Consider the following 24,893-nt stretch of genomic DNA (forward strand, 5'->3'; position numbering starts at 1 on the left):
CTCACTTCTTTTTTTATAAAAAGGAGTGTATTTTTATGGAAATAAAAAACCGGAAAGGAAATCTTCATAGCAAAGAATATAAAGTAGCATTTCTATTTGTTCTGGCACCGACGATAGGGTTCGTATTATTCTCATTAATTCCTTTAATTTATTCAGTTTATGCTTCATTTACAGATTGGAATGGATTGGGAAGAATGAATTTTATTGGATTAGATAATTTTGTTCAAATGTTTAATGATCCATACTTTTTTCAAACACTATATAATACTTTCTATTTAATGATTGGAATACCTATTGGGTTACTTTTATCTTTTGCTTTGGCTTCAGCTTTGAGTAGAGGCATTAAAGGCACATCGATTTTTAGAACTATTTATTATATACCGGTGATATCTTCTTTAGCAGCTGTGTCAATTTTATGGCAATGGGCTTATAATGGAGATTTTGGACTTATAAATCAAGTGTTGAATATTTTTGGAATTGAGGGACCTAATTGGCTCCAAAACACTGCTACTGTTAAACCAGCAATAATCATTATGACAATTTGGAAAGGTTTAGGATATTCCATGTTATTATATTTGGCTGCTATCCAAAGTGTTCCTAAAACTTTTTATGAGGCCGCTGAATTAGATGGTGCATCTTCATTTCATAAATTTAGATTTATAACTTGGCCAATGGTCAAACCAGTTACTTTCTTTTTAGTAGTAACTAACATAATTGGTGGTTCACAAATTTTTACTGAAATTAATATTATGACACCAACAGGTGGACCAAGATATGGATCTGCAACAATTGTTTGGTATATTTGGCAAAAAGCTTTTAAAAATTGGCAAATGGGTTATGCAAGTAGTATGGCTTTAGTCCTTGCTTTTATTGTTTTTGTAGTTACCGCCCTACAATTTTATATTAATAATAAAAAATCTTATCAAATTGATTAGGAGCGTGTAATGATGAAGAAGAAAAATATTACAAATATTCTTATAGTACTTATTCTTTCTATAGGTGCAATTATTATGGTGGGACCTTTATTATGGATGATTTCAACATCATTAAAAAATAAAGAAGGTGTATTTCAATTACCACCACAATGGATTCCAGATCCAATAACTGTTGATGCATATAAAAGATTGCTTGAGTTAGACACATTATTTGATGGAGTAAAAAACACAATAATTGTTTCGCTTAGTGTCACAATTATTGGAACATTAACATCTAGTATGGCTGCTTTTTCATTCGCGAAGTTAAAACTACCGTATAAAAATGTCTTGTTCCTAATTTTGTTATCTGCAATTATGGTTCCGTATCCAGCTGTTATGATTCCACAATTTATGATGTTTTCAAAAATTGGATGGATAGATTCTTTACTACCATTAATAGTGCCAGGTCTTTTTGGGAATATTACAATGATATTCTTTTTAAGACAGTATTTATCAAATATACCTGATTCAATTGTAGAAGCGGCTAAAATTGATGGGGCAAGTTATTTAACAATATTTTCAAAATTAATATTCCCATTAATTAAACCAGCAGTAGCTGCTCAGTTTATTTTATGGTTTATGGGAGTTTGGAATGATTACTTGGCACCATTAATTTATTTGAATACACCGAGAAAACAAACTTTACAAGTGGTTATTGCTAATTTGAATGCAGCATATGCTATTCAAACAGACTATCCGTTAATTATGGCTGCTTCAGTAATTTCACTCATTCCAGTTTTAGTAGTATTTATTGTTTTCCAAAAACAAATAATTGAATCCATTGCAATTTCAGGAGTGAAAGGTTAGTAATATGAGTGTAAAAATAATGCTTTATTTAAGAAGAATAACTAATGGTATTTTACTTAGTATTTTATTTTGGATCGGCTTAGTTTTAGGATTGTTCATCTTCGGTTTATTGCCGTCTATATCAGCTGTTTTAAGAACCGCACCAATAGTGAAAGATGAAATAGAGTATTCTAAGATCATTAAATGCTTTATAAAACATTATATTTTATCGATTAGACAATCATGGCTTGATTCAACCGTTATATCATTATTGCTAATCATATTATTGAGCGAATATAAAATGGTCGATGAAATACCGATATTATTTGCCATCTTTAAACTACCATTAGGTTTTTTAATTATTTATTTCATTAGTATGATATTGAACTATTCAATACTCCATATGTCAGAAAAATTTAGTAAGAAAAAATTATTAATTAAAACTTTATTTTCACCATTGATAACATTGATGGAAACGACAATTATGTTTTTGTTTTTTATACTTTATTATTTATTAATAAACGTAAATTCATTAATTATATTGTTAACAATAAGTTTCTTTATAGTATTTATGGGGAAACTCTTATCTAGAAAATTAATATTGAAAGGAATTATAAATGAAGAAACGGTGCTTATTTAGTTTTTATGTTGTATTAGTCGTTTTTTGTGTTTTTATTCCGATGCAAATCGCTGCAGAAAATCCAAAATATAAAGATGCTTCTGTACATGATCCATCAATTATTGAAGTGGATAATCATTATTATATTATTGGTTCTCATGCTGCTTTTGCTGAAAGCTCGGATTTAATTTCGTGGACCCAAATTTCCACTAATGTCAATAATAGTAAATTGTTTGAAAATATAAAGGAACAATTAGCTGAAGATTTTGAATTTGCCAAAACTGATACATTATGGGCATCCGATATTATTCAATTAAAAAATGGTAAATATTACCTTTACTATTGTTTATGTGAAGGTAGTAGTCCTTTATCAGTTTTAGGTGTTGCAGTGTCAGATAACATAGAAGGACCTTACGAGAAAATTGAGTCATTCCTTTATTCTGGAACAGAAACACAGTTTGGACAAACTTATGATGCAACAAAGCATCCTAATGTTATTGATCCACATGTATTTTATGATAATGATGGAAAATTATGGATGGTTTACGGATCATATTCCGGTGGGATTTTTATCTTAGAAATGGATGAGGATACGGGACTTCCAATTGATCGCAATACTTATGGAACTCATTTAGGTGGTGGAAATCATAGCCGAATTGAAGGGCCTTATATTCAATATAACAAGGATACAGGCTATTATTATTTATTTACTTCTTTTGGAGGACTTGATACTAAAGGCGGCTATAATATTAGAGTTGCACGTTCTAAAAATCCAGATGGACCTTATGAGGATATGGAAGGGACACTGTTCTCTGATGTTAAAGGAAAGTATAATACGTTATTCGATGATGCGAGTATTCAAGATTTTGGTGTCAAAATAATTGGTAATTTTGCTTTTGATGAGAAGCCAAATAAGAATAATGGGTATGTATCACCGGGTCATAATTCGACACTATATCATAAAGATTTAAATGCTTACTTTTTGATTTTTCACACCAGATTTCCACAAGCTGGTGAATTACATGAGGTTCGTGTTCACCAGTTACATTTTTTAAGTAATGGATGGCCAGTAGTTTCACCAACGAGATACTCTGGTAAACTAGCAGAATCAATAGATGCTAAATTATTAAATGGAAAATATAAAGCGATAATAATGGATAAGTTAATCGTGGATAATATTACTCTACCAAAACATATAGAAATTGATAATGAAATAATTAATGGAGATGTTGAGGGTGAGATTATTAAACGAGAGGGAAATGAGGTAAATATTACATTAGAAAATGGTAAAGAATATTCTGGTCTTGTATTTGCAGAATGGGATGATTTACAGCAAAAAGAAGTAATAAATTTTTCAGGTCTATCTCAAGAAGGAGAACCTATTTATTTAATTAAAGTAGAGGAGTAACCAGTATGACAAACAAATATAATAATCCAATTGTAATAGAGAGAGCGGACCCGTGGGTGTATAAGCATTTTGATGGGATGTATTATTTTACAGGTTCTGTACCAGACTTTCAGTCCATTGAAATTAGAAGAGCAAAATCAATCAATGAATTAGGTAAGACAGAAGAAGTAAAAACAATTTGGAAAGCGCATGAAAGTGGAAAGTTAAGTGAATTAATTTGGGCGCCAGAATTACATTATTTAAAAGGAGCTTGGTATATTTATTTTGCAGCTTCGGATGACGCGGAAATAAGAAATAAAGATAGACATCATCGAATGTTTGTATTGGAAAATACCAATGATGATCCTTTCGAGGGAGAGTGGGTTGAAAAAGGTCAGATTACAACTCAATTTGAAAGTTTCAGCATCGATGGGACAGTATTTGAATTAAAAGAACGTTTATATTATGTCTGGGCTCAACAAGATCCACGTATTCCTGGAAATTCAAATCTCTATATTTCAGAAATGGAAAATCCTTGGACTTTAAAAGGGTATCAAACATTACTATCGATTCCAGAGTATCCATGGGAAAAAATTGGATTTAAAGTAAATGAAGGCGCTGCTGCTTTAATTAGAAATGATAAAGTATTTATTACTTATTCTGCTAGCGCAACTGATGAAAACTATGCAATGGGATTACTGTGGGCGAATATTGATGATGATTTACTCAATGGTTTTTCATGGAATAAAGAAAAAGAACCTGTTTTCAAATCATCAGAAAAAAATCAGTTGTTTGGCCCAGGGCATAACTCTTTTACTAAGTCCGAAGATGGCAAACAAGATGTTTTAATTTATCATGCAAGACCCGCTAAAAACGATACTGGCGATCCTTTAAATAATCCTAATCGACATGCCCATGCCCAAATATTTACTTGGAATGAAAAAGGATTTCCTGTTTTTGGTGAACCAGGAGAGTAGCAATGTATTGTAACTACGAAAGAGGAGTTCATGACCCAACGATTATTGACCATCAAGGTGATTTTTACTTATTTTCAACAGATACAAATCAACCATTGACCGCTGGAATACCTATTAGAAAATCAAAAGATTTGGTAAATTGGAAGTTTATTGGGACTGTTTTTAATGGTGTTCCTACGGAAGCAAAACAGTGGAGTAATGCTCAAGGTTTATGGGCTCCTGAAGTAATCAAATATAACAATATCTTTAGATTATATTATTCCGCTTCTACTTTTGGAAGTACTGTGTCAATGATTGGTTTGGCAGAATCTAATTCGCCTGAAGGACCATGGCATGATAAAGGCGAAGTAATTAAAACATCACCTCAATTATCACAGTATAACGCTATCGATGCTAATGTTGTATTAGATAAAAATCAAGAGATGTGGATAGTATATGGATCTTTTTTGGAGGTATTTACATTGCACCGCTCAATAAAGAAACTGGAAAATTAAAGGATAATAGTTTTGGAACATTAATTGCGCGAAGACCTAAAAGTGTAGACACAGCAATTGAAGGAGCTTTTATCCTATATAATGAATGTTTTGATTATTATTATTTGTTCGCCTCATTTGATTCGTTAAATGATACTTACAATATAAGAGTGGGGCGTTCTAAAAATATTAAAGGACCGTATGTGGACTTGTTAGGTAATAAGATGGTACAAGATGAAACCCCTGAAAAAGTAGGAGTTAAACTTTTAGGAAGTTATCAATTCCAAAATGAGAACGCTATATTTGCTCCGGGACACAATTCAATTTTCTCATTTGAAAATACGCATTATCTAGTTCATCACGCTCGATTACAACCTTTTTCGGATCAGTTTATTTTGAATATTCGTAAAATCTACTGGTTATCAAATGGTTGGCCAGTAGTAAGTATAAAAAATATTACTGATCTCGAAGAACGACCAATTACAGATTCGAAAAAAATTGTTGGAAATTGGAATATGATTGAATTGAATTATGGCTCTGAAATTGTGACTAGTACTAATATAGAGATTACTCAAGATGAGTTGATACAAATAAGAAATAATGAATATAAGTATGGTAGTAAAATCTTTAAAGTTTTTAGTTTGAATGGCAGTCACCAAGAAATCATATTATCTGGTTTAAATAAAAATGGCTTAGCCTTTTTTGGAAAGAAATCATGTATTGAGAGGTATAGTATATGAAAGCTAAATTGAAAATTTCGAATAAGAGAGTAGTTTCAAAAATTGATGAACGTATTTATGGCTCATTCATTGAACACATGGGTAGGGCTGTATATGGAGGAATCTATCAACCTAGTCACAAAACGGCAGATGATAAAGGTTTTAGAAACGATGTGAAAGACTTAGTAAAAGAACTAAATATCCCTTTAGTTCGTTATCCAGGTGGAAATTTTGTATCCGGATATAAATGGGAAGATGGAATAGGACCAGTAAGCCAAAGACCCAAACGATTAGACCAAGCGTGGAAAAGTGTGGAAACTAATGAGGTTGGTCTACATGAATTTTATGAATGGTCAAAAGAAGTTGGTATGGAGATTAATATGGCGGTCAATTTAGGCACTCGTGGAATTGAAGAAGCTCGAAATTTATTAGAATATTGTAATCATCCGTCCGGGACTTACTGGAGTAATCTGAGAATTGAGAACGGTCAACAAAAGCCCTTTAATATTAAAACTTGGTGCTTAGGAAATGAGATGGATGGCCCATGGCAAATTGGCCATAAAACAGCAGATGAATATGGTAGATTAGCAGAGGAAACTGCCAAAGTCATGAAATTGGTTGATGACTCAATTGAATTGGTATTATGTGGGAGTTCAAGTGATCAAATGCCCACCTTTGGTGAATGGGAATTGACAGTATTAGATCATGCTTATGAGCATGTCGATTATTTATCTTTACATCAATATTATGGTAATCACGAAAATGATTTAGAGCACTACTTAGCAAGATCATTAGCAATGGATGAATTTATAAAAGGTGTTATTGCTATGTGTGATGCGATTAAGGCAAAGAAACGTAGTAAGAAGGTAATTAATTTATCATTTGATGAATGGAATGTTTGGTATCACTCTAATGAACAAGATAAAAATGTGGAACCTTGGCAAATTGCTCCTCCAATTTTGGAAGACCATTATAATTTTGAAGATGCGCTTTTAATTGGTTGTTTGATGATTACATTATTAAAACATTCAGATAGAGTAAAAATTGCCTGTTTAGCACAATTAGTAAATGTTATTGCCCCTATATCTACAGAACAAGATGATGAATCATTAGCATGGAAGCAAACAATATTTTATCCTTTTATGCATATGTCAAATTATGGTCGTGGAATAGCATTAGACCCTGAGGTTGACAGTCCAACTTACGCAACTAAAGACTTTAATGAAGTACCATTTGTTGAAAGTATTGCTGTGTATAATGAAGAAGAATCGATTATAACGATTTTTGCAGTCAATCGTTCGAAAGAATCGTTGGATTTTAAAGTAGAATTATCAGGATACGAAGTAATAGAGATTAGAGAAACGATTGAGATGGCTGGCTATGATATTAAAGCAGATAATGATGTGAATAATCAGGTTGTAAAACCATCGGTGAAAGAGAATGTGTCGTTTAATTCATCGGATGTTTTAACTAGTTTAAGTGGTTTGTCTTGGAATGTTATAAGATGCTTAGTTAAGGAGTAAAGGAGCAACAAATGACAATTAATGTTTTAAATCTAAAAAACGGACCAACTATTAGTAAATATATTTATGGTCATTTTTCAGAGCATTTAGGAAGATGTATTTATGAAGGTATTTATGTTGGAGAAGACTCAGAAATACCTAATGTTAACGGGATTAGGACCGATGTTGTGGAGGCATTGAAAGAAATTCAAATACCGGTATTACGTTGGCCGGGTGGATGTTTTGCGGATGAATATCATTGGAAAGATGGTATCGGTCCAAAAGAGAATAGAAAAAAATTGTGAACACTCACTGGGGTGGAGTAACTGAAAATAATCATTTCGGAACACATGAGTTTTTTGAATTAGTAAGACAGTTAGATTGCGAAGCATATGTGAATGGTAATGTGGGCAGTGGTACTGTTCAAGAAATGCAAGAATGGGTTGAATATATTACAATGGCCGGTGAATCTCCGATGGCAAATCTAAGAAGAGAAAATGGACAAGAAGAACCTTGGAAAATGAAATTTTTCGGAGTTGGAAATGAAAGCTGGGGTTGTGGTGGAAATATGCGTCCAGAATATTATGCAGATTTATACCGTCAGTATCAAACTTATGTGCGCCAATATGGGGCAGATAAGATTTATAAAATTGCTTGCGGTCCTAATGTAGATGATTATTACTGGATGGACACTTTAATGAGGCAAGCTGCTCCTTGGTTTGATGGCATTAGTTTGCATCATTATGCGCTAACCGGAGAATGGCTAGATAAAGGACCAGCAACTGGTTTCCCTGAAGCGCAATGGTGGTCGCTAATAAAAAGTGCTCAAAAAATGGATGAGTTAATCCTTAGACATTCAACGATTATGGATAAATATGATCCTGAAAAGAGAGTCGGTTTGATTGTGGATGAATGGGGTTCATGGTTAGCCGTAGAACCGGGCACCAACCCAGGATTTTTATATCAACAGAATACAATTCGCGATGCGATGGTGGCGGCGATTACCTTGAATATTTTTAATAATCATGCCGATAGAGTACATATGGCGAATTTAGCACAAACAGTCAATGTGTTGCAATCTCTACTCTTAACTGAAGGTCAAGCGATGATTAAAACACCTACGTACCATGTTTTTGATTTATATCAAAATCATCAAGATGCTGAATTAATTGAGTATTATGGAGGTTTACCTGAAAATATTTCTTTATCGATATCACAAAAAGAGCATAAAATGACGATTTCAATCTGTCATTTTGGACTTGAAGCGTCGCAAAATCTTGAATTAAAATTGGATTCTGACATAAATAACTATCAAGGAAAAATTTTAACTGCTGCGACAATGGATGCACATAATACGTTTGAAAATCCTAATCACGTTCGGATTGAAACATTTAATGATGCGACCATTGATGGACAAACCCTTAAGCTTCAATTGCCACCGATGTCTGTAGTAACGATTGAGTTGGAAGTGTAGTCAATGTCATGTAAGGATTGCGAGCGACAAGCAGCATTTTTAGCGACAGATATTGAAGCGTTAGTCAATGAACAATTGGCCTTGGAAATCAATCTAGTCAATGAAAATGAATGGCGAAAGCGACAACTTATCTGTGAAAGTTGCCCTTATCGTCAAGAGCATACATGTAGCGTTTGCGGTTGCTTTTATAAATTCAGAACCGCATTATCAACTAAACATTGTCCGATGAATTATTGGAAGTAAAAAAATAATGATGGGATAAATGAATGAAACAAGTAATTGGAATACGACGTCCAATTTAATAGAGGTGTCAGTATGAATAAATATTATTTAATTTTTGGGAGAATATTAATTTCATTATTACTTCTTTTCTGTTCAGGACAGCATGTTTTAGCGCAGGAAAGTATCGGCTACCAACATTATGTTGAGCAGTATCAAAGTGAACCGTTTTATGATGGTGAAGCAATTGAAGTTGAATTTGACCAAGGACTTAAAGTTGAAAATCAAGGATCCAATACGTTTACAATAACGGTTGCTGAGTCGGCTTGGTATCATTTGAATTTTGAATACCAAGGCAATTCAGATACCATTTTACCTTTTTCATATAAGATGAAAATAGATGGTGTAGTCCCTTTTTCAGAGGCAAGTAATTTGGTTTTGAGAACAGAATGGACGCGTCAAGGTGCGGTACAAACGGATCGTTTCGGTAATGAAATCGTGCCAGATGTCGTAAGGGTTGCACAAAATCAACAAGCACATTTAGTGGATAAAACAGGTTTATTCGGTAATAATTTAGCTGTCTATTTAACAAAAGGAAGCCATGAGATTGAAATCGAGAGTATCGAAGGTTCGATTGAACTTTTTTCGGTCACTTTAGAAACCAATCAAACAATTGCGGTAACGGATAAAGTGAGAAATGAAGTGGAAGCAAACGATATCAGCATTGAAATTGAAGGAGAAAATATTTATCAACAAAATGCCCCTTACATTAGACCTGTTAGTGTCTTTAATAATCGTTTGTCGCCTTATGATAATGAATTTAAAGTGCTAAATACTTTAGATGGAAATTCGTTTAAAAATGCTGGAGATAAAATTGAATATCAATTTGAGGTTCCAGAAGATGGTCAGTATTTTCTATCATTAAATTATGAGCAGTCAGCACAAGTGGATTTTCCAGTGTTTCTGGAGATATTAATTGATGGTGCGAATTATGCTGATGATTTACTAGCGTACGGGATTCCCTATACCAGTAGTTATGATGTGCATACCTTTACTAATAATCAAGGATTACCTATTGCTTTGTCATTAACCAAAGGCGAGCATCGTCTATCTTTTGAGATTACAAGAGAACCACTGCAAGACATTATTATTGAAATTGAAACTGTTATTTCAGAAATCAACCAATTGTCCCAAGAAATAGAATTAATATTAGGTGGCGTGATGGATAAGAACCGTGACGTTGACTTAAATGAATATATTGATAATGTACCAGATAAATTAATTCATTGGGCAGATCGTTTAAATCAAGTATTAGCAGACGTCAAAATATTGGCGAATAGTAATGCTATACCGGGAGCGTTTAGTCAAGTTGAATTAGCTGAAGATCAATTACGCCAATTAGCATCTAAACCGCGGACCATTGCAAATCGATGGAACGAATTGGCTAAGGGAGGGGCCTCCGTCACTTCAAAATTAGCAGCTTTATTACAATCTCAACTTAATAATGGAATCTCAATTGATAAGTTATGGGTTCATCAAAATGAGGTAGAGGCTAAAAGCCCGTCAATATTCACCAATATAGTCGATAGTGTCAGCCGTTTCTATTATTCATTTAAAAAACAAGATTATTCAGCTAATACGAACTCAGAAAATTTACAAGTTTGGGTGAATCGTCCACGTCAATATATTGAAATTTTACAAACGATGGCTGATCAATATTTTACGCCAGAGACTGGGATTAAAGTAGATTTTTCATTAATGCCAAACCAAAATAAATTGATTTTGGCTAATAGTGCAGGAAAACAGCCTGATATCGCTTTGGGTGTTGGCTATGCTTTACCATTTGACTTAGCGATTCGCGATGCGTTAGCGGATTTGACACAGTTTGAGGATTATGAAGAAGTAGTTAGCAAGGTTGCACCTAATCTATTAATTCCTGGAATGATAGGTGAACATTCTTATGCGATTCCAGAAACGATGAATTTTTATGTCATGTTCTACCGTAAAGATATTTTAGAGCAGTTAGGCATGACCATACCGGACACGATTCAAGAGATGGCGGAAATGATGCCAGTCTTAAAACAAAGAGGGATGGGCATCTTTTATCCGACTGCAGCTTTAGGAACCTCGTTTAAGATTTTCCCATGGACGATGCCAATTGTTTATCAAAATGGTGGCAGTTTCTTTGGAGAATCGATTTTACAATCAGGATTAGCTGAAGATAAAACCATTGAAGGGATGAGAGAATTAACGAATTTATTTACTGTGTATAGTTTGCCAGTTGATGTCCCAAGTTTTTATCAAGAATTTAGAAATGGGACTTTGCCATTGGGGATTTCTGATTTTGGATCTTATATTTTAATGTCAAATGCTGCTCCGGAAATTTCCAATTTATGGGATATTGCGTTAATTCCTGGTTATGAAAATGAAAATCAAGAAATTGAACGTTGGTCTTCTGGAGGTGCTGAAAGTAGCATTATGTTTGAAGCGAGCAAACAAAAAGACAATGCTTGGGAATTCTTAAAGTGGTGGCATAGTAAAGACGTTCAATTACAATTTGGAACGACACTCCAAACTTACTATGGGCAAGAGTATATGTGGAATACAGCAAATTTAGAGGCGTTTGCAGAATTGCCTTGGAGCTCCCAACATAAGGAGACGATCTTAATGCAAAGCGAATGGATTATGGAAGTTCCCAGAGTCCTTGGTGGCTATATGGTTGAACGTGAAGTAAGTCGTCTCTACACTTCAGTAGTAGTAGATGGTGATAATTTAAGAAAATCGAATGACTTATCGATTAAGCGAATCGATAGAGAAATTTTGAAAAAATTAGAAGAATTTGGGTTTATGCGTGATGGTGAATGGATTAAAGAATATCAGATGCCAGCAGACCTAAATATTAAAGATTAAGGAGGGAAGCAAGAAATGAGACACAATCAAAATAAAAAAGCGCCTTATTTATTCTTACTTCCTTATGCATTAGTCTTCTTTACTTTTATTATCATTCCAGTGGTATTAGCGATTTCTTTATCCTTTACCAACTATAATGCGGTTCAAGCACCAGAATTTGTCGGCTTATTAAACTACATTAATATTCTGACTCAAGATGAAATATTTATGCAGTATGTTTTACCTAATACGGTTACCTTTGCCATTATAGTGGGACCGGGTGGTTATATATTGGGCTTTTTATTGGCATGGATTTTAGCGCAGTTACCTAAGTTACCAAGAACGATTCTTTCTTTAATCTTTTATTCACCTTCGATGACATCTGGTGTGGCGATGGTCGTTGTGTGGAAGATTATATTTTCAGGAAATGAATCCGGTTACTTAAATGGTCTATTGCTCAGCTTAGGGATAATTAATGAGCCTATTATTTGGACAACGGACTCACGTTTAATACTACCGATTATGATTATTATTGCACTTTGGGGCAGTATGGGAGTCGGCTTTTTAGCGATGATGGCAGGAATTGTCAATGGGGATCGTGAATTATATGAGGCAGGTGCGATTGATGGTATTTCTAATCGCTTTCAAGAACTTATCTATATTACGATACCTTCAATGAAACCTCAAATGCTCTTTGGTGCGGTAATGGCCATTGTGGGTGCCTTTTCGAACGGTTTAATTGGAGTGCAGTTGACAGGAGCCAATCCGGTCACGGGTAGTTATGCGGGTCAATTAATAGTTAACCATATTGATGACTATGGCTTCCTACGTTATGAAATGGGCTATGCAGCAGCGGCTTCAGTCGTATTACTATTTATTATCTATGCATTTAGTTACTTGGCTAAAAAATTATTTGGTAGTTAGGAGGGAAATTAATGGCATTAAGAAAAGTAGGAATTAATCCATCTCGATTTGATAAGAGTCAAATCAAATATTACATCATTTTAGCACCCTTTGTTGCTTTTATGGTACTTCCGATTATTTTTATAGTGAATCATGCTTTTAAACCGATGGGAGAATTATTCGCTTTCCCACCAACTTTTTTTGTTAAGTCACCAACCCTCGATAATTTTGAGAATTTATTCAAAGCTTCACAGCAAACCAATGTGCCATTTTCGAGATATCTCTTTAACAGTATAGTGATTACCATTATAGTGGTATTTGTCTCTGTACTTATCTCTTCAATGGCGGCTTATGTCTTGTCTAAGAAAGAATTCCGCGGGAAAAAATGGGGCTTAGAGTTAAACAATGCGGCCTTAATGTTTGTCCCTACAGCGGTAACCATTCCTCGATATTTAGTTATTAGTGTTTTAGGAATGGAAAACACTATTTTGGCGCATATCTTACCTTTATTGGCAATGCCAGTTGGCTTGTTTTTAATCAAACAATTTATTGATCAGATACCTAATGAGTTAATAGAAGCAGGTTATATAGATGGTGCGAGTGAGTGGACAATCTTTTCAAAAGTGATTTTACCATTGATTAGACCGGCAATTGCAACAGCTGCTTTGCTGATTTTCCAAGTGGTGTGGAATAATATGGAAACATCGGATTTATTTATTACTGATGAGGCCAAACGGACATTAGCCTTTTACTTAGGAACTTTTGCCACCCAAACGAATATTGTAGTAGGGCAAGGGATTGCAGCGGCCGCATCACTGATTATGTTCTTACCTAATATTCTTCTCTTTGTATTGTTACAAAGTAAAGTAATGAATACAATGAGTCATTCCGGTATTAAGTAGGTGGTGCCGATGAATATTAAGCATTTGTTCAAAAAATTGATGTTTGGACTTCTCATTTTCATGGTGAATAGTGTGACCTTTCTGTCGACAGCTTCTGCAAAGGATGCTTATAAGACCTATACGCAAGATGGCTATGGACAATACGTTGAAACACAAGCGGGTTATAATGCAATCGGCACTTTAGATATGGGAGATATTAAGTTAAATGGACCTGGAGATTTAAAAATCGGCCCAGAAGACAACCTATATATTGCTGATACCGGCAATCGGCGCATTTTGATTATGAGTCTAAGTGGTGAATTAATAGCAGAAGTGACCCACGAAGAACTAATGTATCCATCTGGTATTGCCGTTTCCCCAGAAGGAAAGATTTTTGTCGCAGATGAACGAGCTTCAAAAGTATTTGTCTTTGATGAAAATCATCAAATCGAAAGCGTTTTTGAGCGACCTGAAACGCCTTCTTTTGGTAAGAATGCGACTTTTTATCCATTAAAATTGGCGATTGATAGTCGTGAAAATATTTATGTCATCTCACGTGGTAATAATAATGGGTTAATCATGCTGAATGCGGATGTACCAGGTAGCTTTTTAGGATATTTTGCACCTAATACTGCACGAGAATCATTACTTACCAAGTTTCGGAAAGTGATATTTACTGATGATCAAAGGGACCGTATGTTATCAACCGTACCGAATAGTATTACCAACTTATCGATTGATCAGCAGAACCTTGTTTATACGGTTACCACAGGAAAAAATGTCAATGAGAGCCTGAAGAAAATGAATATGGGTGGGAGAAATTTACTTGATCCAAATTATTTAGAATATCCAAGTGCTCTTACAATGGGCAATTACGATAATATTTATGTTTTAAGTGAAAATGGATATATTTATGAATATTCTAGTGAAGGGAACCTATTATTCTTATTCTCAGGACCAGATGTTGGTTATCAACGGGAAGGGTTAACAAGTAGAGGGAGTGCGATTGCGGTCGACGATCATGATCGTGTCTATGTATTAGACCAGCAAAAAGGAGCTATCCATTTATTTGAAAAAACCGAATTTGCTGATAAATTACACCAAGCATTGGACTTGTACCGAGATGGGAAATATACCGAAAGTAAAGCGTTATGGGAAGAGATTTTAGCACTTAATTCGCAATTCGATTTTGCTAATTTGGGTTTGGCTGAAGCATTTTATCGTGAAAATAATTATGATGATGCTTTGACTTTTTTAGAAAATCCAAAACCAAAGAAGGTTATTCTGACTCTTTTTGGGAAATTCGTAATGTTTGGTTAAGAAAATATATTCCAATGATTTTATTGGGATTAATCGCTATTTGGGCTTTATTCAAATTATTGACCCGACACCAGAAACGGGAGCCTAAGAGTTTTTCAATTTATCAAAAAACTGAAATAAATCCTTCAAATAGAAGGCAACGGCTATGGGCCGAGATAGAATTTGCCTGGTATTATATGAAACATCCCATTGATGGTGCCTATGGAATTCGTTTTGAGAATAAAACAAGTCATGTATCGACCGCAATTTTATATGGTTTATTCTTATTCACCTTCATTATTAGGAAATATTTTTGGGGTTATATTTTTAATCCTTTACAAGAAGGTGAATATAATATCCCGCTTGATATTTTAACCATTACGGTTGTGATATTATTTACGACTATGTGTTCGTATTTAGTTGTGACGATTACCGATGGAGAGAGTACGTTTAAACAAACTCTTCATACCGTAGTGTATAGCTTAACGCCTTATATAATATTACAGTGGATAATGATTGGCTTGAGCAATGTCTTAACACTTAATGAACGTTTTATTATTGATTTTGGTAGTGTATTAATTATTACCTGGGTCATTGCCATAATGTTTGTTGGCTTAGCTGAATTAAATGGTTATCGATATTTAGAAATGATTCGCACGATATTTTTAACTTTATTTACTGTGCTCGTACTTTCATTAACAATTTTTATTGTGTATACTTTATCAATTCAACTTGTATCATTTATTATGGCAGTATTTTCAGAGGTGGTGAATAGATATGGATAAGATTAAAAAATATAGACAGTACTTTGTTATTATCTTTTATGTAATCTCTTTGTTAGGCATTACCGTCTATTTACATTTTGAAAATTCAAAAGAACCGGAAAAAAATGAACAGACAGTGACTGAGGAATACGTTCCAGAAGTCCAATCTTCAGAAGTCGCCGTGGAAGATGCTGAAGAAACAGAAATGGTTATCGTAGAAGAAGAACCGATTGAACAATTTTTAGATGAAGATGTGGATTTTTTAGATAATCGGGAAGAAAAATTTGCAACCAATATTAAGACTATCGGTTCTCATCGTCTAATAGCTGAAAATGAGGACTTGAGGTTATTCTTAGATGATAAGACCTTATCCATTATCATACAAGACGCTCAAAATGGTGCGGTGATGTATTCAACAGTTGAAAAACCAGTGAAAAGTAATGTTAAATGGGAAAGCTTTGTTCAAAGTGCAGTCGTTATTGAATATTTAGTTGATAATAATATTGTTTATAATCAAGTAGATATGATTCAAGGCAATCCAGAAATCGAATTGATTAAAACGGGTGATGGATTTAAAGCTCAGATTCATTATCCAGAGTTAGAAATTCAATTTGATTTAATCGTCGCCCTCGACCAAAATAATTTAATCGTTGAAGTGCCTAAAGATTCAATTGAAGAAAAATCGGACCATTATAAAATCGGCAATATGTATGTTTATCCAATGTTAGGTTATAGCAAGTTAGCCGAAGTAAGCGGTTTTATGTTTATACCCGATGGGAGCGGCGCTACTATCAAGTTGGCTGATAATAATGGCAAGTATCGTCAACCCTATTCTGAAATGATTTATGGTAGCAATCTCGGTTTAGAAGATCCTATGTGTTATCAGAGCTGTATGGGATGGTTACTACCGAAAAGCCTTATGATATATTATTCCCAGTGTTTGGTATGATGCATGAGGATAAACAATTCGGTTTTATCGGGATGATTGAAGAGGGTGATGTGCATTCGCGAATTGAAGCTTATCCGAGTGGTGCCATCCTCCCTTATAATTGGATAACAGGGAAATACATCTTTAGACAATTTTATACGCAAGCAACTAGTCAATCAAGTGGTACTATTACCCAAAGGCAAAAGAATCGCAATGATATTAGTGTGAAAATACGCTATAGTTTTATGCGCGATGATCATGCTAATTTGTTTGGCATGGCGTCAACCTATCGCAACTATTTAATTGATCGGTATAAATTTGAAACTCAACCGACTGATTTTTCAGTCCGACTTGATTTTTTAGGCAATGACATTGAAAATGGTTTATTAAATTATCAGCAAGTAGTGATGTCGACCTTTGAAGAGATTGGAGAAGCAATAACGAATTTAACATCAAAAGGCGTGACCAGTCAGTTTATTGGACTATTTGGTTGGCAAAAAGATGGTGAAAGTGGCGCTACCTATTCAAATAATTTTGAAGTATCTAATTTACTGGGAGGCTTAAGTGGGCTGGAACAATTGAGTGCCGCGCTGAATGATACGAGCAAATTATATTTACATGACCATCCTTTAAGATATACGCCATCGATGATAGGTATTAATAGTGTGACAATGGATAAAATTAATCGTAAACAATTCAGTGAATATACTGGGGAAAAAGTGATTAGCAGTTATCAATATTTAGCTCCAGAAGAAGCAGTGTCTAGATTAAGAAGAAAACTTGATCATTTTAATACCCAATTGAATTTTATGATTTCTGGCATCGGTCAATATCTCTTTTCATATTATAAGAACAATCAAGATTATGACCGTGTTCATACACGAATGATTTTTGAAGAAGCTATTGCTACAATATCGAATGAGCGCTCATTAGTTTTAAATCAACCAATTCAACCTTATTGGCAATATATCGATTCGATGATAAATGTGCCATTAGATTCGTCAGGATATATTTTTGAAGATGAAAGCGTGCCATTTTTACCATTGGTATTAAGAGGGTTGGTGCCATTATATTCCGAATATCTCAATTTTGAATCTAATTATGTCGACTTTCTATTGAAAATGGTAGAAACTGGGGTTCAACCTTCGTACTTTTTAACAATCAATAATTCGAGTCTATTACATAATACCAATTATGCACACGTTTATACTTCGATGTTTTCAGATTATGAAGAAAGTCTAGTGGACTTATATCAAGAATTAGATGCAATCAACGAAAAGGTTAAAACAGCAGAAATCATCGCTTATCAAAAAGACAAAGGGCTAGCGCGCGTAGAGTATGATAATCATATTGTTATTTATGTGAATCATAATGGCGCCGTCGCTGAAATGGATGGTATTCAACTAGAGCCAAAATCATATAAGGTGGTGGAAAAATGAAACGTAAAAAAAGCATTTCAAAAAGAAAAGCTAAAATTGGGTTAATGTTTATTTTACCTTGGTTAATCGGCTTTTTAATTTTCGTTTTTTGGCCCCTCATTCAATCTTTTTACTATAGTTTGAATACAATTCGGATTCGTCCCACGGGCAGAGCCTTTCGTTTTGATGGTTTTCTCAATTATCAAGATATTTGGTTGAAAGATATGTTTTTTGTGCAACAATTATTGGCCTTTCTCGTATCGTCATTACTAAAAGTGCCTATAATCGTCGTCTTTTCATTAATTATTGCACTTTTACTAAATACGAAAATCAAGTTTAAAGGCTTTTTTAGATCAATCTTCTTCTTGCCAGTCGTCATTGCCTCTGGACCTGTCTTACAACAATTAATGAGTCAAGGTGCTACCAGTATTCCGATACTTGACACTGTAAGTATTGGTGCATTATTGAATAATATTATGCCGATGTTTCTAGTGACACCGATTTTAGACTTGTTTTCACAAATCATTATTATTTTATGGAATTCAGGCGTTCAAATCTTGATATTTATTGCGAGTTTGCAAAAAATCGATAAGAGTTTATATGAAGCAGCCAAAATTGATGGGGGATCCGTTTGGGTTTGTTTTTGGAAAATTACGCTCCCGACGTTAAAACCGATGATATTTTTAAATGCGATGTATACACTGATAACATTAGCCAATAGTAATGATAATAATATTATTAATCTGATTTATGTCAATATGTTCTCAGCGACGAGAGGCTATGGTTTTGCATCTGCGATGGCGTGGATGTACGCATTAATCGTATTTGCGATGGTGGGGGTGATTTATTTATTATTCAGACCAAAGTCAAATAAATAGGAAGGAGTCAAAAAATGAAACAAAATCATCCCCTTACAAAATTGAAAAAATATTTGTTAGGTACTAATAGTCGCATGGGTTTGTTTAATAAAGTGGTGGTTTATACATTGTTATCGATTGTCGGCTTTGTATATGTCTATCCACTGCTATATATGTTCGTGAGTAGTTTTATGTCATTAGATGATTTATTAGACAGTTCAATTAAATGGCTACCTTCTACTTTATATTTTGATAATTATACTAGGGCACTATCTGTCTTAAATATCAAAAAATCGCTTTATGGTAGTATTGTTTTATCAATTGTGCCATCGGTTTTTCAAGTATGTGTCACCGCCTTAGTGGGTTATGGGTTTGCGAGGTTTAGATTTAGATTTAAGAAAACATTATTATTTTTCATGATTTTCAGTTTAGTAGTGCCACCGCAAGTCTTAATGATGCCAACTTATGTGTTGTATCAAGATTTAAAATTAGTGGGCTCAGCCTATGCATTTTTAATCCCAGCAGCATTAGGACAAGGCATTAAAAGCACCATCTTCGTCTTGATATATTATCAATTTTTCAAACAAACACCGAAAGCTCTTTATGAAGCAGCTGAAGTAGATGGCGCCAATGAATGGACGAATTTTTATAGAGTTGGATTACCGATGGCAATCCCAGCTTGTATAATTGTGTTTCTCTTTTCGTTTGTGTGGTATTGGAATGAAGTTTATTTAATGAATTTATATCTTACTGGAAATCCCAGAGGAACTAAATGGACCACAATGTTGCTAAACTTACAGAAATTTCAACAAAATTATGAATTAATTTATCCAGTAAAAGAGACAGGATCGATGACTATTAACGAAGGCATTGTATTAGCTGGAACGATGATTACATTGATTCCACTCATTATCACCTACGTTTGTTTACAGAAGTATTTTACTGAAAGTGTTGATCGAACGGGTATTACTGGAGAATAGAAAGAGGAGAAAAATATGAATTTATTTAAAAAAGTTTTAACAACAATCTTAATGACATCATTAGCTTCAACATTATTTGTTGGAAATATTGCTCATGCTGAACTAGCCCCTATGACAGAAGAAGAAATTACTTTAACTTTTGCAAGTTGGGCTCATTCCGATATGAAGCAATTGCAAGCAGAAAGATTTATGGAGAAATATCCTAATATTACAGTAGAAATCATAGATATGCAATTAGATGGCTATATGGATACATTATCAAATTTAGCTGCTGCTGGAGAAATGCCAGATGCATTTTGGTATTTAGGTAATGTGGATGTTCCGATTGTAAATGGATGGCTAGGTGATATGACAGAATATTGGGAAAATGACCCCGAATCAGAAGATGTGTTGGTTACTTTACAAGATAAAGGTTATTTAGATGGCGAGCGTAAATTAGCAGCAGCTGTCGCTTATCAACCGTATACTATCTTTTTAGATGAAGCAGTCTTTGAGAAATTAAATGTGCCAATGCCAAGTACGGATTGGACTTATGATGAAATGATCGAATTAATGCAAACAATGACGGTTCCTGAACAAGGAATTTTTGGTTACAATGATTTTACTTTACTATTGACCATGGCACCAATTGTTAAAAACGATGCGGAAGGCGAGTTTGGTTGGAATGGTGAAACCTTCGATATGACTGGTGAATGGGCTGAAGCTTTAAGCCAACAAGCAGAATATATCCGTACCGGAGTGCATGCGCCACTGTTCGATTCTGATGAAGCAGAAGCAGTTTTTGGTGATCGCCTAATGTGGTCTGCTTCTTCAGGACGTATCGCAATGCAATTAGACGCTTGGTGGACAAAAGATCTCTTTAATTCAAAAGAATTTACTGATAAAGGGATTAAATTTGTGCCTTATCCAGTACCTCGTGGTGAAAATGCGACTACTTTACATAAACCAGCCTTTGTTGACATGGGTGGGATTTCGAGTGCAACAGAACATCCACGTGAAGCATATGAATTATTAAAATTCATGGGTTGGGGCTCTGATGGATGGTCAGTGCGTTTAGAAGCCTTTGATACTTTGGTTGATGACAGTGGTAATAAAGTGTTTCCTTATCCTGAAGGATTACCTCTAGTTCAAAATGAAGAATTATGGGACAAAGTTGCAGCTGGTTTACCTGATAATCCATATTATGGGGAATTCTTACAATATGCGAAAGAACCTATCCCATTATCTGGAGCAGTGATTCCAGGATTCCAAACATTCTTAGAAGAAGTTTACTTCAATGGTGAATATGGAAATGTTGAGCAAGCTGCAGCAGCTGGTGAATTAAATCCAAATGATATTGCCAAAGAATTAACAGACTTGTTAAATCAATATCATGAAGCAGCTATGAGAGAAATCTTCTAAAGACTTTGAAAGTGTAAAGTAACAACAATAATAAACTCCTAAACAAGATGTCGATGGATAATTGGCATCTTGCTAGTATTATTTTTTATTACAAAATATAACTTATTTAAACTTAAATCCCATGTAAGCGTCCCATATCAGAGTATCTTGATACATAAAAAAATCCACTTCCAAATTTTTTAATCAAAAAAGGAAGTGGATTTACTTTTTTATTGGATATTTAACTGACAATGACGTTGGACCATTTCACTCCATGGCAAATAAGCCTCTAAGACCTCATTTTTTTCAAAAATGGGTTCATTCTGTAAGTGGGTCAGTAAATAATTTATATATTTTTCTGAATCAAGTCCATGTCGTTTCGCTGTTTCAATCATTGTTAGAATGACAGCGTTCGTTTGAGCCCCTTCAAAACTCTTGGAAAACAACCAGTTCTTTCGACCAATCACCAAGTTCTTTATAGCTCGCTCCGCTAAGTTATTCGATAAGACTAAATGGCCATCTTCCAATAATGTTTTAAAAGTATTTTCATAATTTAGTGCGTATTGGATGGCTTTAGCGATGTTTTCTGCTCCTGTTGTACTCCATCCTAGCGGTCGCAAACTTAAACGAGCACTTAACCAATGGCTGACGTGACCTTCGGCACTACAACCGATATATTGAGGGTCCCTTTGTCTTTGGATAGAATCCCAATTGCCTATTAGATAGCGACGAACCTTTTGAAGCGTTTGTTTCGAAGAGTCGGGTAGCGACGGATCGTTGAGTCGCACTTTGAAGTAGTCCTGAAGATAACCTTTTTCACCTGTATAAAGCCAGCGATGTAAAGTGGCGTATAAATGTTCATTACTGATACCAACGCATGCCTGACGAAAGAATAGTTAGTCGTTAGGTCTACGGCATCAGAAGTTTCAGTATGTGTAACATATGTTTGACAACTCTAGAGGCTTTATTTGTGAATTTTTTATATAACTATTGACATAAACTTATTGTTATTTTACAATATACTCATAAGTTAGTTTGGAGTACAAACTAACTAAAGATTTAAGCAGTACTTATTGAGAGGAGTCAACAATGACTAATTATGATGATAAAAGCTACTTGGAAAAAGTAGATAAATGGTGGAGAGCAGCGAACTATATCTCTGTGGCACAGATGTATTTAAAAGATAATCCTTTATTACGTAAAGAGTTATCAAGTGAAGATGTAAAATTAACGCCAATTGGACACTGGGGGACTATTTCAGGTCAAAATTTTATTTATGCTCATTTAAATCGTGTAATTAACAAGTATGATTTAGATATGTTCTATATTGAAGGACCTGGACACGGTGGACAAGTGATGGTTTCAAATTCATTTATTGATGGATCATATTCAGAACTATATCCAGAAATCACACCAGATGAAGCTGGTTTTAAACAATTATGTAAAATTTTCTCTTTTCCTGGAGGAATTGCTTCACATGCTGCGCCTGAAACGCCAGGGTCAATTCATGAAGGGGGAGAATTAGGTTATTCGCTTTCTCATGCTACCGGTGCGATTTTAGATAATCCAAATTTAATTGCAGCAACAGTGGTTGGAGATGGAGAAGCTGAGACAGGACCACTAGCAGCTGGATGGTTCTCAAATACATTTATCAACCCTGTGAATGACGGTGCTGTTTTACCCATTTTATATTTAAATGGTGGAAAAATTCATAATCCAACTATTTTAGAACGTAAAACTAATGAAGAATTAATGGATATGTTCAATGGATTGGGCTGGACCCCTATTTTTGTAGGTGGAACAGATCCTGAAGTGGTTCATCCGCAAATGGCCAAAAAATTAGATGAAGCAATTGAATTAATTAAAAATATTCAAACCGAGGCAAGAAAACAACCAGCGGAAGTAGCAACGCAAGCAAAATGGCCAGTACTTATTGTAAGAATCCCTAAAGGATGGACGGGGCCAAAAGAATGGAATGGTGAACCAATTGAAGGAGGTTTTAGAGCCCATCAAGTTCCAATTCCAGTTACAGGGAAAGATATGACGACTGCTCCATATTTGGTGGAATGGTTAGAATCTTATAAGCCCGAAGAATTATTCGATGAAAAAGGATATATTAAAGCAGAAATTCGTGCTCTTTCACCGAAAGGCCATCGTAGAATGTCAATGAATCCTGTAACGAATGCAGGGATCGTTGAAAAGATGAACACAGCCGATTGGAGAAAACATGCGTTAGACATACGACAACCTGGTGAAATAATCGCACAAGATATGATTGAGTTAGGTAAATATGCGGCTGATTTAATAAAAGAAAATCCAAAAAACTTCCGAATCTTTGGACCAGATGAAACAAAATCTAATCGTCTACAACATGTATTTGATGCGACAAACCGCCAATGGTTAGGGCGTGTGAATAAAGAATATGATGAATGGATTTCACCAGTTGGTCGTGTCATTGACTCACAATTATCCGAACATCAAGCAGAAGGATTCTTAGAAGGCTATGTCTTAACTGGACGTCATGGATTCTTTGCTTCATATGAATCATTCTTGCGAGTAGTCGATTCAATGATTACCCAACATTTTAAATGGTTACGTAAGTCTAAAACACATGCACCATGGCGTAAAAATTATCCGTCATTAAACCTGATTGCGACATCGACAGTATTTCAACAAGATCATAATGGTTATACGCACCAAGATCCAGGTTTATTGACACATTTAGCTGAAAAAACACCTGAATTTATTCGTGAATATTTACCAGCAGATACTAATAGTTTATTAGCTGTAATGGATAAAGCTTTGCAAGACGAAGATAAAATTAATTTAATTGTTTCTTCAAAACATCCACGTCCGCAATTCTACTCAGCTGATGAAGCGCAAGAATTGGTGGAAAAAGGCTATAAAGTAATTGATTGGGCATCTACAGATAATGGGGAAACTCCAGATGTAGTCATTGCAGCGGCCGGTACGGAGCCAAACTTAGAAGCACTCGCAGCAATATCAATATTGAACAAAGCGTTCCCTGAAATGAAGATTCGCTTTATAAATATAGTCGATATATTAAAATTACGACATCCAGATGTTGATGCTAGAGGATTGACTGACGATGAGTTCAATAATCTATTTACCACTGATAAGCCGATTATCTTTGCTTTCCATGGTTATGAAGGTATGATTCGCGATATGTTCTTTAAACGTCAAAATCATCATATTTCAATCCACGGTTACCGTGAAAATGGGGATATTACCACACCATTTGATATGCGTGTATTATCAGAACTCGATCGTTTCCATTTAGCAAAAGATGCAGCTGAGGCTGTTTATGGTGATGCAGCGGGAGCGTTTAAAGAAAAAATGTTAGATACTGTTGCCTATCATACAGATTATATCCGTGAACATGGAAGTGATATTCCGGAAGTTTTAGATTGGAAATGGGAACCATTAACCAAATAAGGCTCTGA

At 34.6% G+C, this 24,893-nt stretch carries 19 protein-coding genes and 2 pseudogenes; 20 read left to right on the forward strand and 1 reads right to left on the reverse strand.

Going from position 1 to position 24,893, the window contains the following annotated elements:
* The first annotated feature begins 35 nt into the window (after positions 1 to 35).
* The 19 genes and pseudogenes from LB888_RS05435 to LB888_RS05525 all read left to right on the forward strand — a co-directional run bounded on the left by LB888_RS05435 (position 36) and on the right by LB888_RS05525 (position 21,450).
* Entirely contained in the window at positions 36 to 935 is a 900-nt protein-coding gene (locus tag LB888_RS05435; RefSeq protein ID WP_318753858.1) for a sugar ABC transporter permease, read from the forward strand.
* A gap of 12 nt (positions 936 to 947) precedes the next feature.
* Positions 948 to 1,781: a carbohydrate ABC transporter permease gene (locus LB888_RS05440; RefSeq protein ID WP_318753859.1), complete on the forward strand. Its 834-nt coding sequence runs from the start codon at positions 948 to 950 to the stop codon at positions 1,779 to 1,781.
* A 4-nt stretch (positions 1,782 to 1,785) separates the two neighbouring features.
* Entirely contained in the window at positions 1,786 to 2,400 is a 615-nt protein-coding gene (locus tag LB888_RS05445) for a DUF624 domain-containing protein (protein ID WP_318753860.1), read from the forward strand.
* Positions 2,378 to 3,787, forward strand: coding sequence for a glycoside hydrolase family 43 protein (locus tag LB888_RS05450; protein WP_318753861.1), 1,410 nt, complete (start codon positions 2,378 to 2,380; stop codon positions 3,785 to 3,787). Before LB888_RS05445 ends, LB888_RS05450 begins: the two co-directional genes overlap by 23 nt.
* Positions 3,788 to 3,792: 5 nt before the next feature.
* A complete protein-coding gene (locus LB888_RS05455) occupies positions 3,793 to 4,743 on the forward strand; it encodes a family 43 glycosylhydrolase (protein WP_318753862.1) in 951 nt (316 codons plus the stop codon).
* A gap of 2 nt (positions 4,744 to 4,745) precedes the next feature.
* Positions 4,746 to 5,956 (forward strand): annotated as a pseudogene (locus LB888_RS05460) (arabinan endo-1,5-alpha-L-arabinosidase).
* The gene (locus LB888_RS05465) at positions 5,953 to 7,458 is read left to right on the forward strand and encodes an alpha-N-arabinofuranosidase (protein WP_318753863.1); all 1,506 of its coding nucleotides are present in this window, start codon (positions 5,953 to 5,955) and stop codon (positions 7,456 to 7,458) included. The pseudogene LB888_RS05460 and the gene LB888_RS05465 overlap by 4 nt, the downstream one beginning before the upstream one ends.
* An 11-nt stretch (positions 7,459 to 7,469) precedes the next feature.
* Positions 7,470 to 8,911: pseudogene (locus LB888_RS05470) on the forward strand (alpha-N-arabinofuranosidase).
* Between the two features lie 3 nt (positions 8,912 to 8,914).
* Positions 8,915 to 9,154: a DUF6171 family protein gene (locus tag LB888_RS05475; RefSeq protein WP_318753864.1), complete on the forward strand. Its 240-nt coding sequence runs from the start codon at positions 8,915 to 8,917 to the stop codon at positions 9,152 to 9,154.
* Between the two features lie 72 nt (positions 9,155 to 9,226).
* On the forward strand, positions 9,227 to 12,040 hold the full coding sequence (locus LB888_RS05480; protein ID WP_318753865.1) for an extracellular solute-binding protein: 2,814 nt from the start codon (positions 9,227 to 9,229) through the stop codon (positions 12,038 to 12,040).
* A 15-nt stretch (positions 12,041 to 12,055) separates the two neighbouring features.
* The gene (locus LB888_RS05485) at positions 12,056 to 12,943 is read left to right on the forward strand and encodes a sugar ABC transporter permease (RefSeq protein ID WP_318753866.1); all 888 of its coding nucleotides are present in this window, start codon (positions 12,056 to 12,058) and stop codon (positions 12,941 to 12,943) included.
* 11 nt (positions 12,944 to 12,954) lie between these two features.
* Positions 12,955 to 13,824: a carbohydrate ABC transporter permease gene (locus tag LB888_RS05490; RefSeq protein WP_318753867.1), complete on the forward strand. Its 870-nt coding sequence runs from the start codon at positions 12,955 to 12,957 to the stop codon at positions 13,822 to 13,824.
* Between the two features lie 9 nt (positions 13,825 to 13,833).
* Entirely contained in the window at positions 13,834 to 15,123 is a 1,290-nt protein-coding gene (locus tag LB888_RS05495) for a hypothetical protein (protein WP_318753868.1), read from the forward strand.
* Between the two features lie 176 nt (positions 15,124 to 15,299).
* Positions 15,300 to 15,887, forward strand: a complete 588-nt coding sequence (locus LB888_RS05500; protein ID WP_318753869.1) for a YIP1 family protein — start codon at positions 15,300 to 15,302, stop codon at positions 15,885 to 15,887.
* Positions 15,880 to 16,815: a DUF5696 domain-containing protein gene (locus LB888_RS05505; RefSeq protein ID WP_318753870.1), complete on the forward strand. Its 936-nt coding sequence runs from the start codon at positions 15,880 to 15,882 to the stop codon at positions 16,813 to 16,815. Before LB888_RS05500 ends, LB888_RS05505 begins: the two co-directional genes overlap by 8 nt.
* Positions 16,743 to 18,233 (forward strand): DUF5696 domain-containing protein, encoded by a 1,491-nt coding sequence (locus LB888_RS05510; RefSeq protein WP_318753871.1) that lies wholly within the window; start codon positions 16,743 to 16,745, stop codon positions 18,231 to 18,233. The genes LB888_RS05505 and LB888_RS05510 overlap by 73 nt, the downstream gene beginning before the upstream one ends.
* The gene (locus tag LB888_RS05515; RefSeq protein WP_318753872.1) at positions 18,230 to 19,090 is read left to right on the forward strand and encodes a sugar ABC transporter permease; all 861 of its coding nucleotides are present in this window, start codon (positions 18,230 to 18,232) and stop codon (positions 19,088 to 19,090) included. The genes LB888_RS05510 and LB888_RS05515 overlap by 4 nt, the downstream gene beginning before the upstream one ends.
* Before the next feature lie 14 nt (positions 19,091 to 19,104).
* A complete protein-coding gene (locus tag LB888_RS05520) occupies positions 19,105 to 20,049 on the forward strand; it encodes a carbohydrate ABC transporter permease (protein WP_318753873.1) in 945 nt (314 codons plus the stop codon).
* 15 nt (positions 20,050 to 20,064) lie between these two features.
* On the forward strand, positions 20,065 to 21,450 hold the full coding sequence (locus tag LB888_RS05525; RefSeq protein WP_318753874.1) for an ABC transporter substrate-binding protein: 1,386 nt from the start codon (positions 20,065 to 20,067) through the stop codon (positions 21,448 to 21,450).
* Between the two features lie 209 nt (positions 21,451 to 21,659).
* Here the strand turns inward: LB888_RS05525 and LB888_RS05530 are convergent, their stop codons facing one another.
* A complete protein-coding gene (locus LB888_RS05530; protein ID WP_412928315.1) occupies positions 21,660 to 22,217 on the reverse strand; it encodes an IS66 family transposase in 558 nt (185 codons plus the stop codon).
* 301 nt (positions 22,218 to 22,518) lie between these two features.
* On the opposite strand from LB888_RS05530, the gene LB888_RS05535 reads away from it, so the two are divergent.
* A complete protein-coding gene (locus LB888_RS05535) occupies positions 22,519 to 24,885 on the forward strand; it encodes a phosphoketolase family protein (protein WP_318753875.1) in 2,367 nt (788 codons plus the stop codon).
* Positions 24,886 to 24,893: the final 8 nt, after the last annotated feature.

Origin of the sequence: Globicatella sp. PHS-GS-PNBC-21-1553 (genome assembly GCF_033564055.1) — a bacterium.
Taxonomy (GTDB): Bacteria; Bacillota; Bacilli; order Lactobacillales; family Aerococcaceae; genus Globicatella; species Globicatella sulfidifaciens.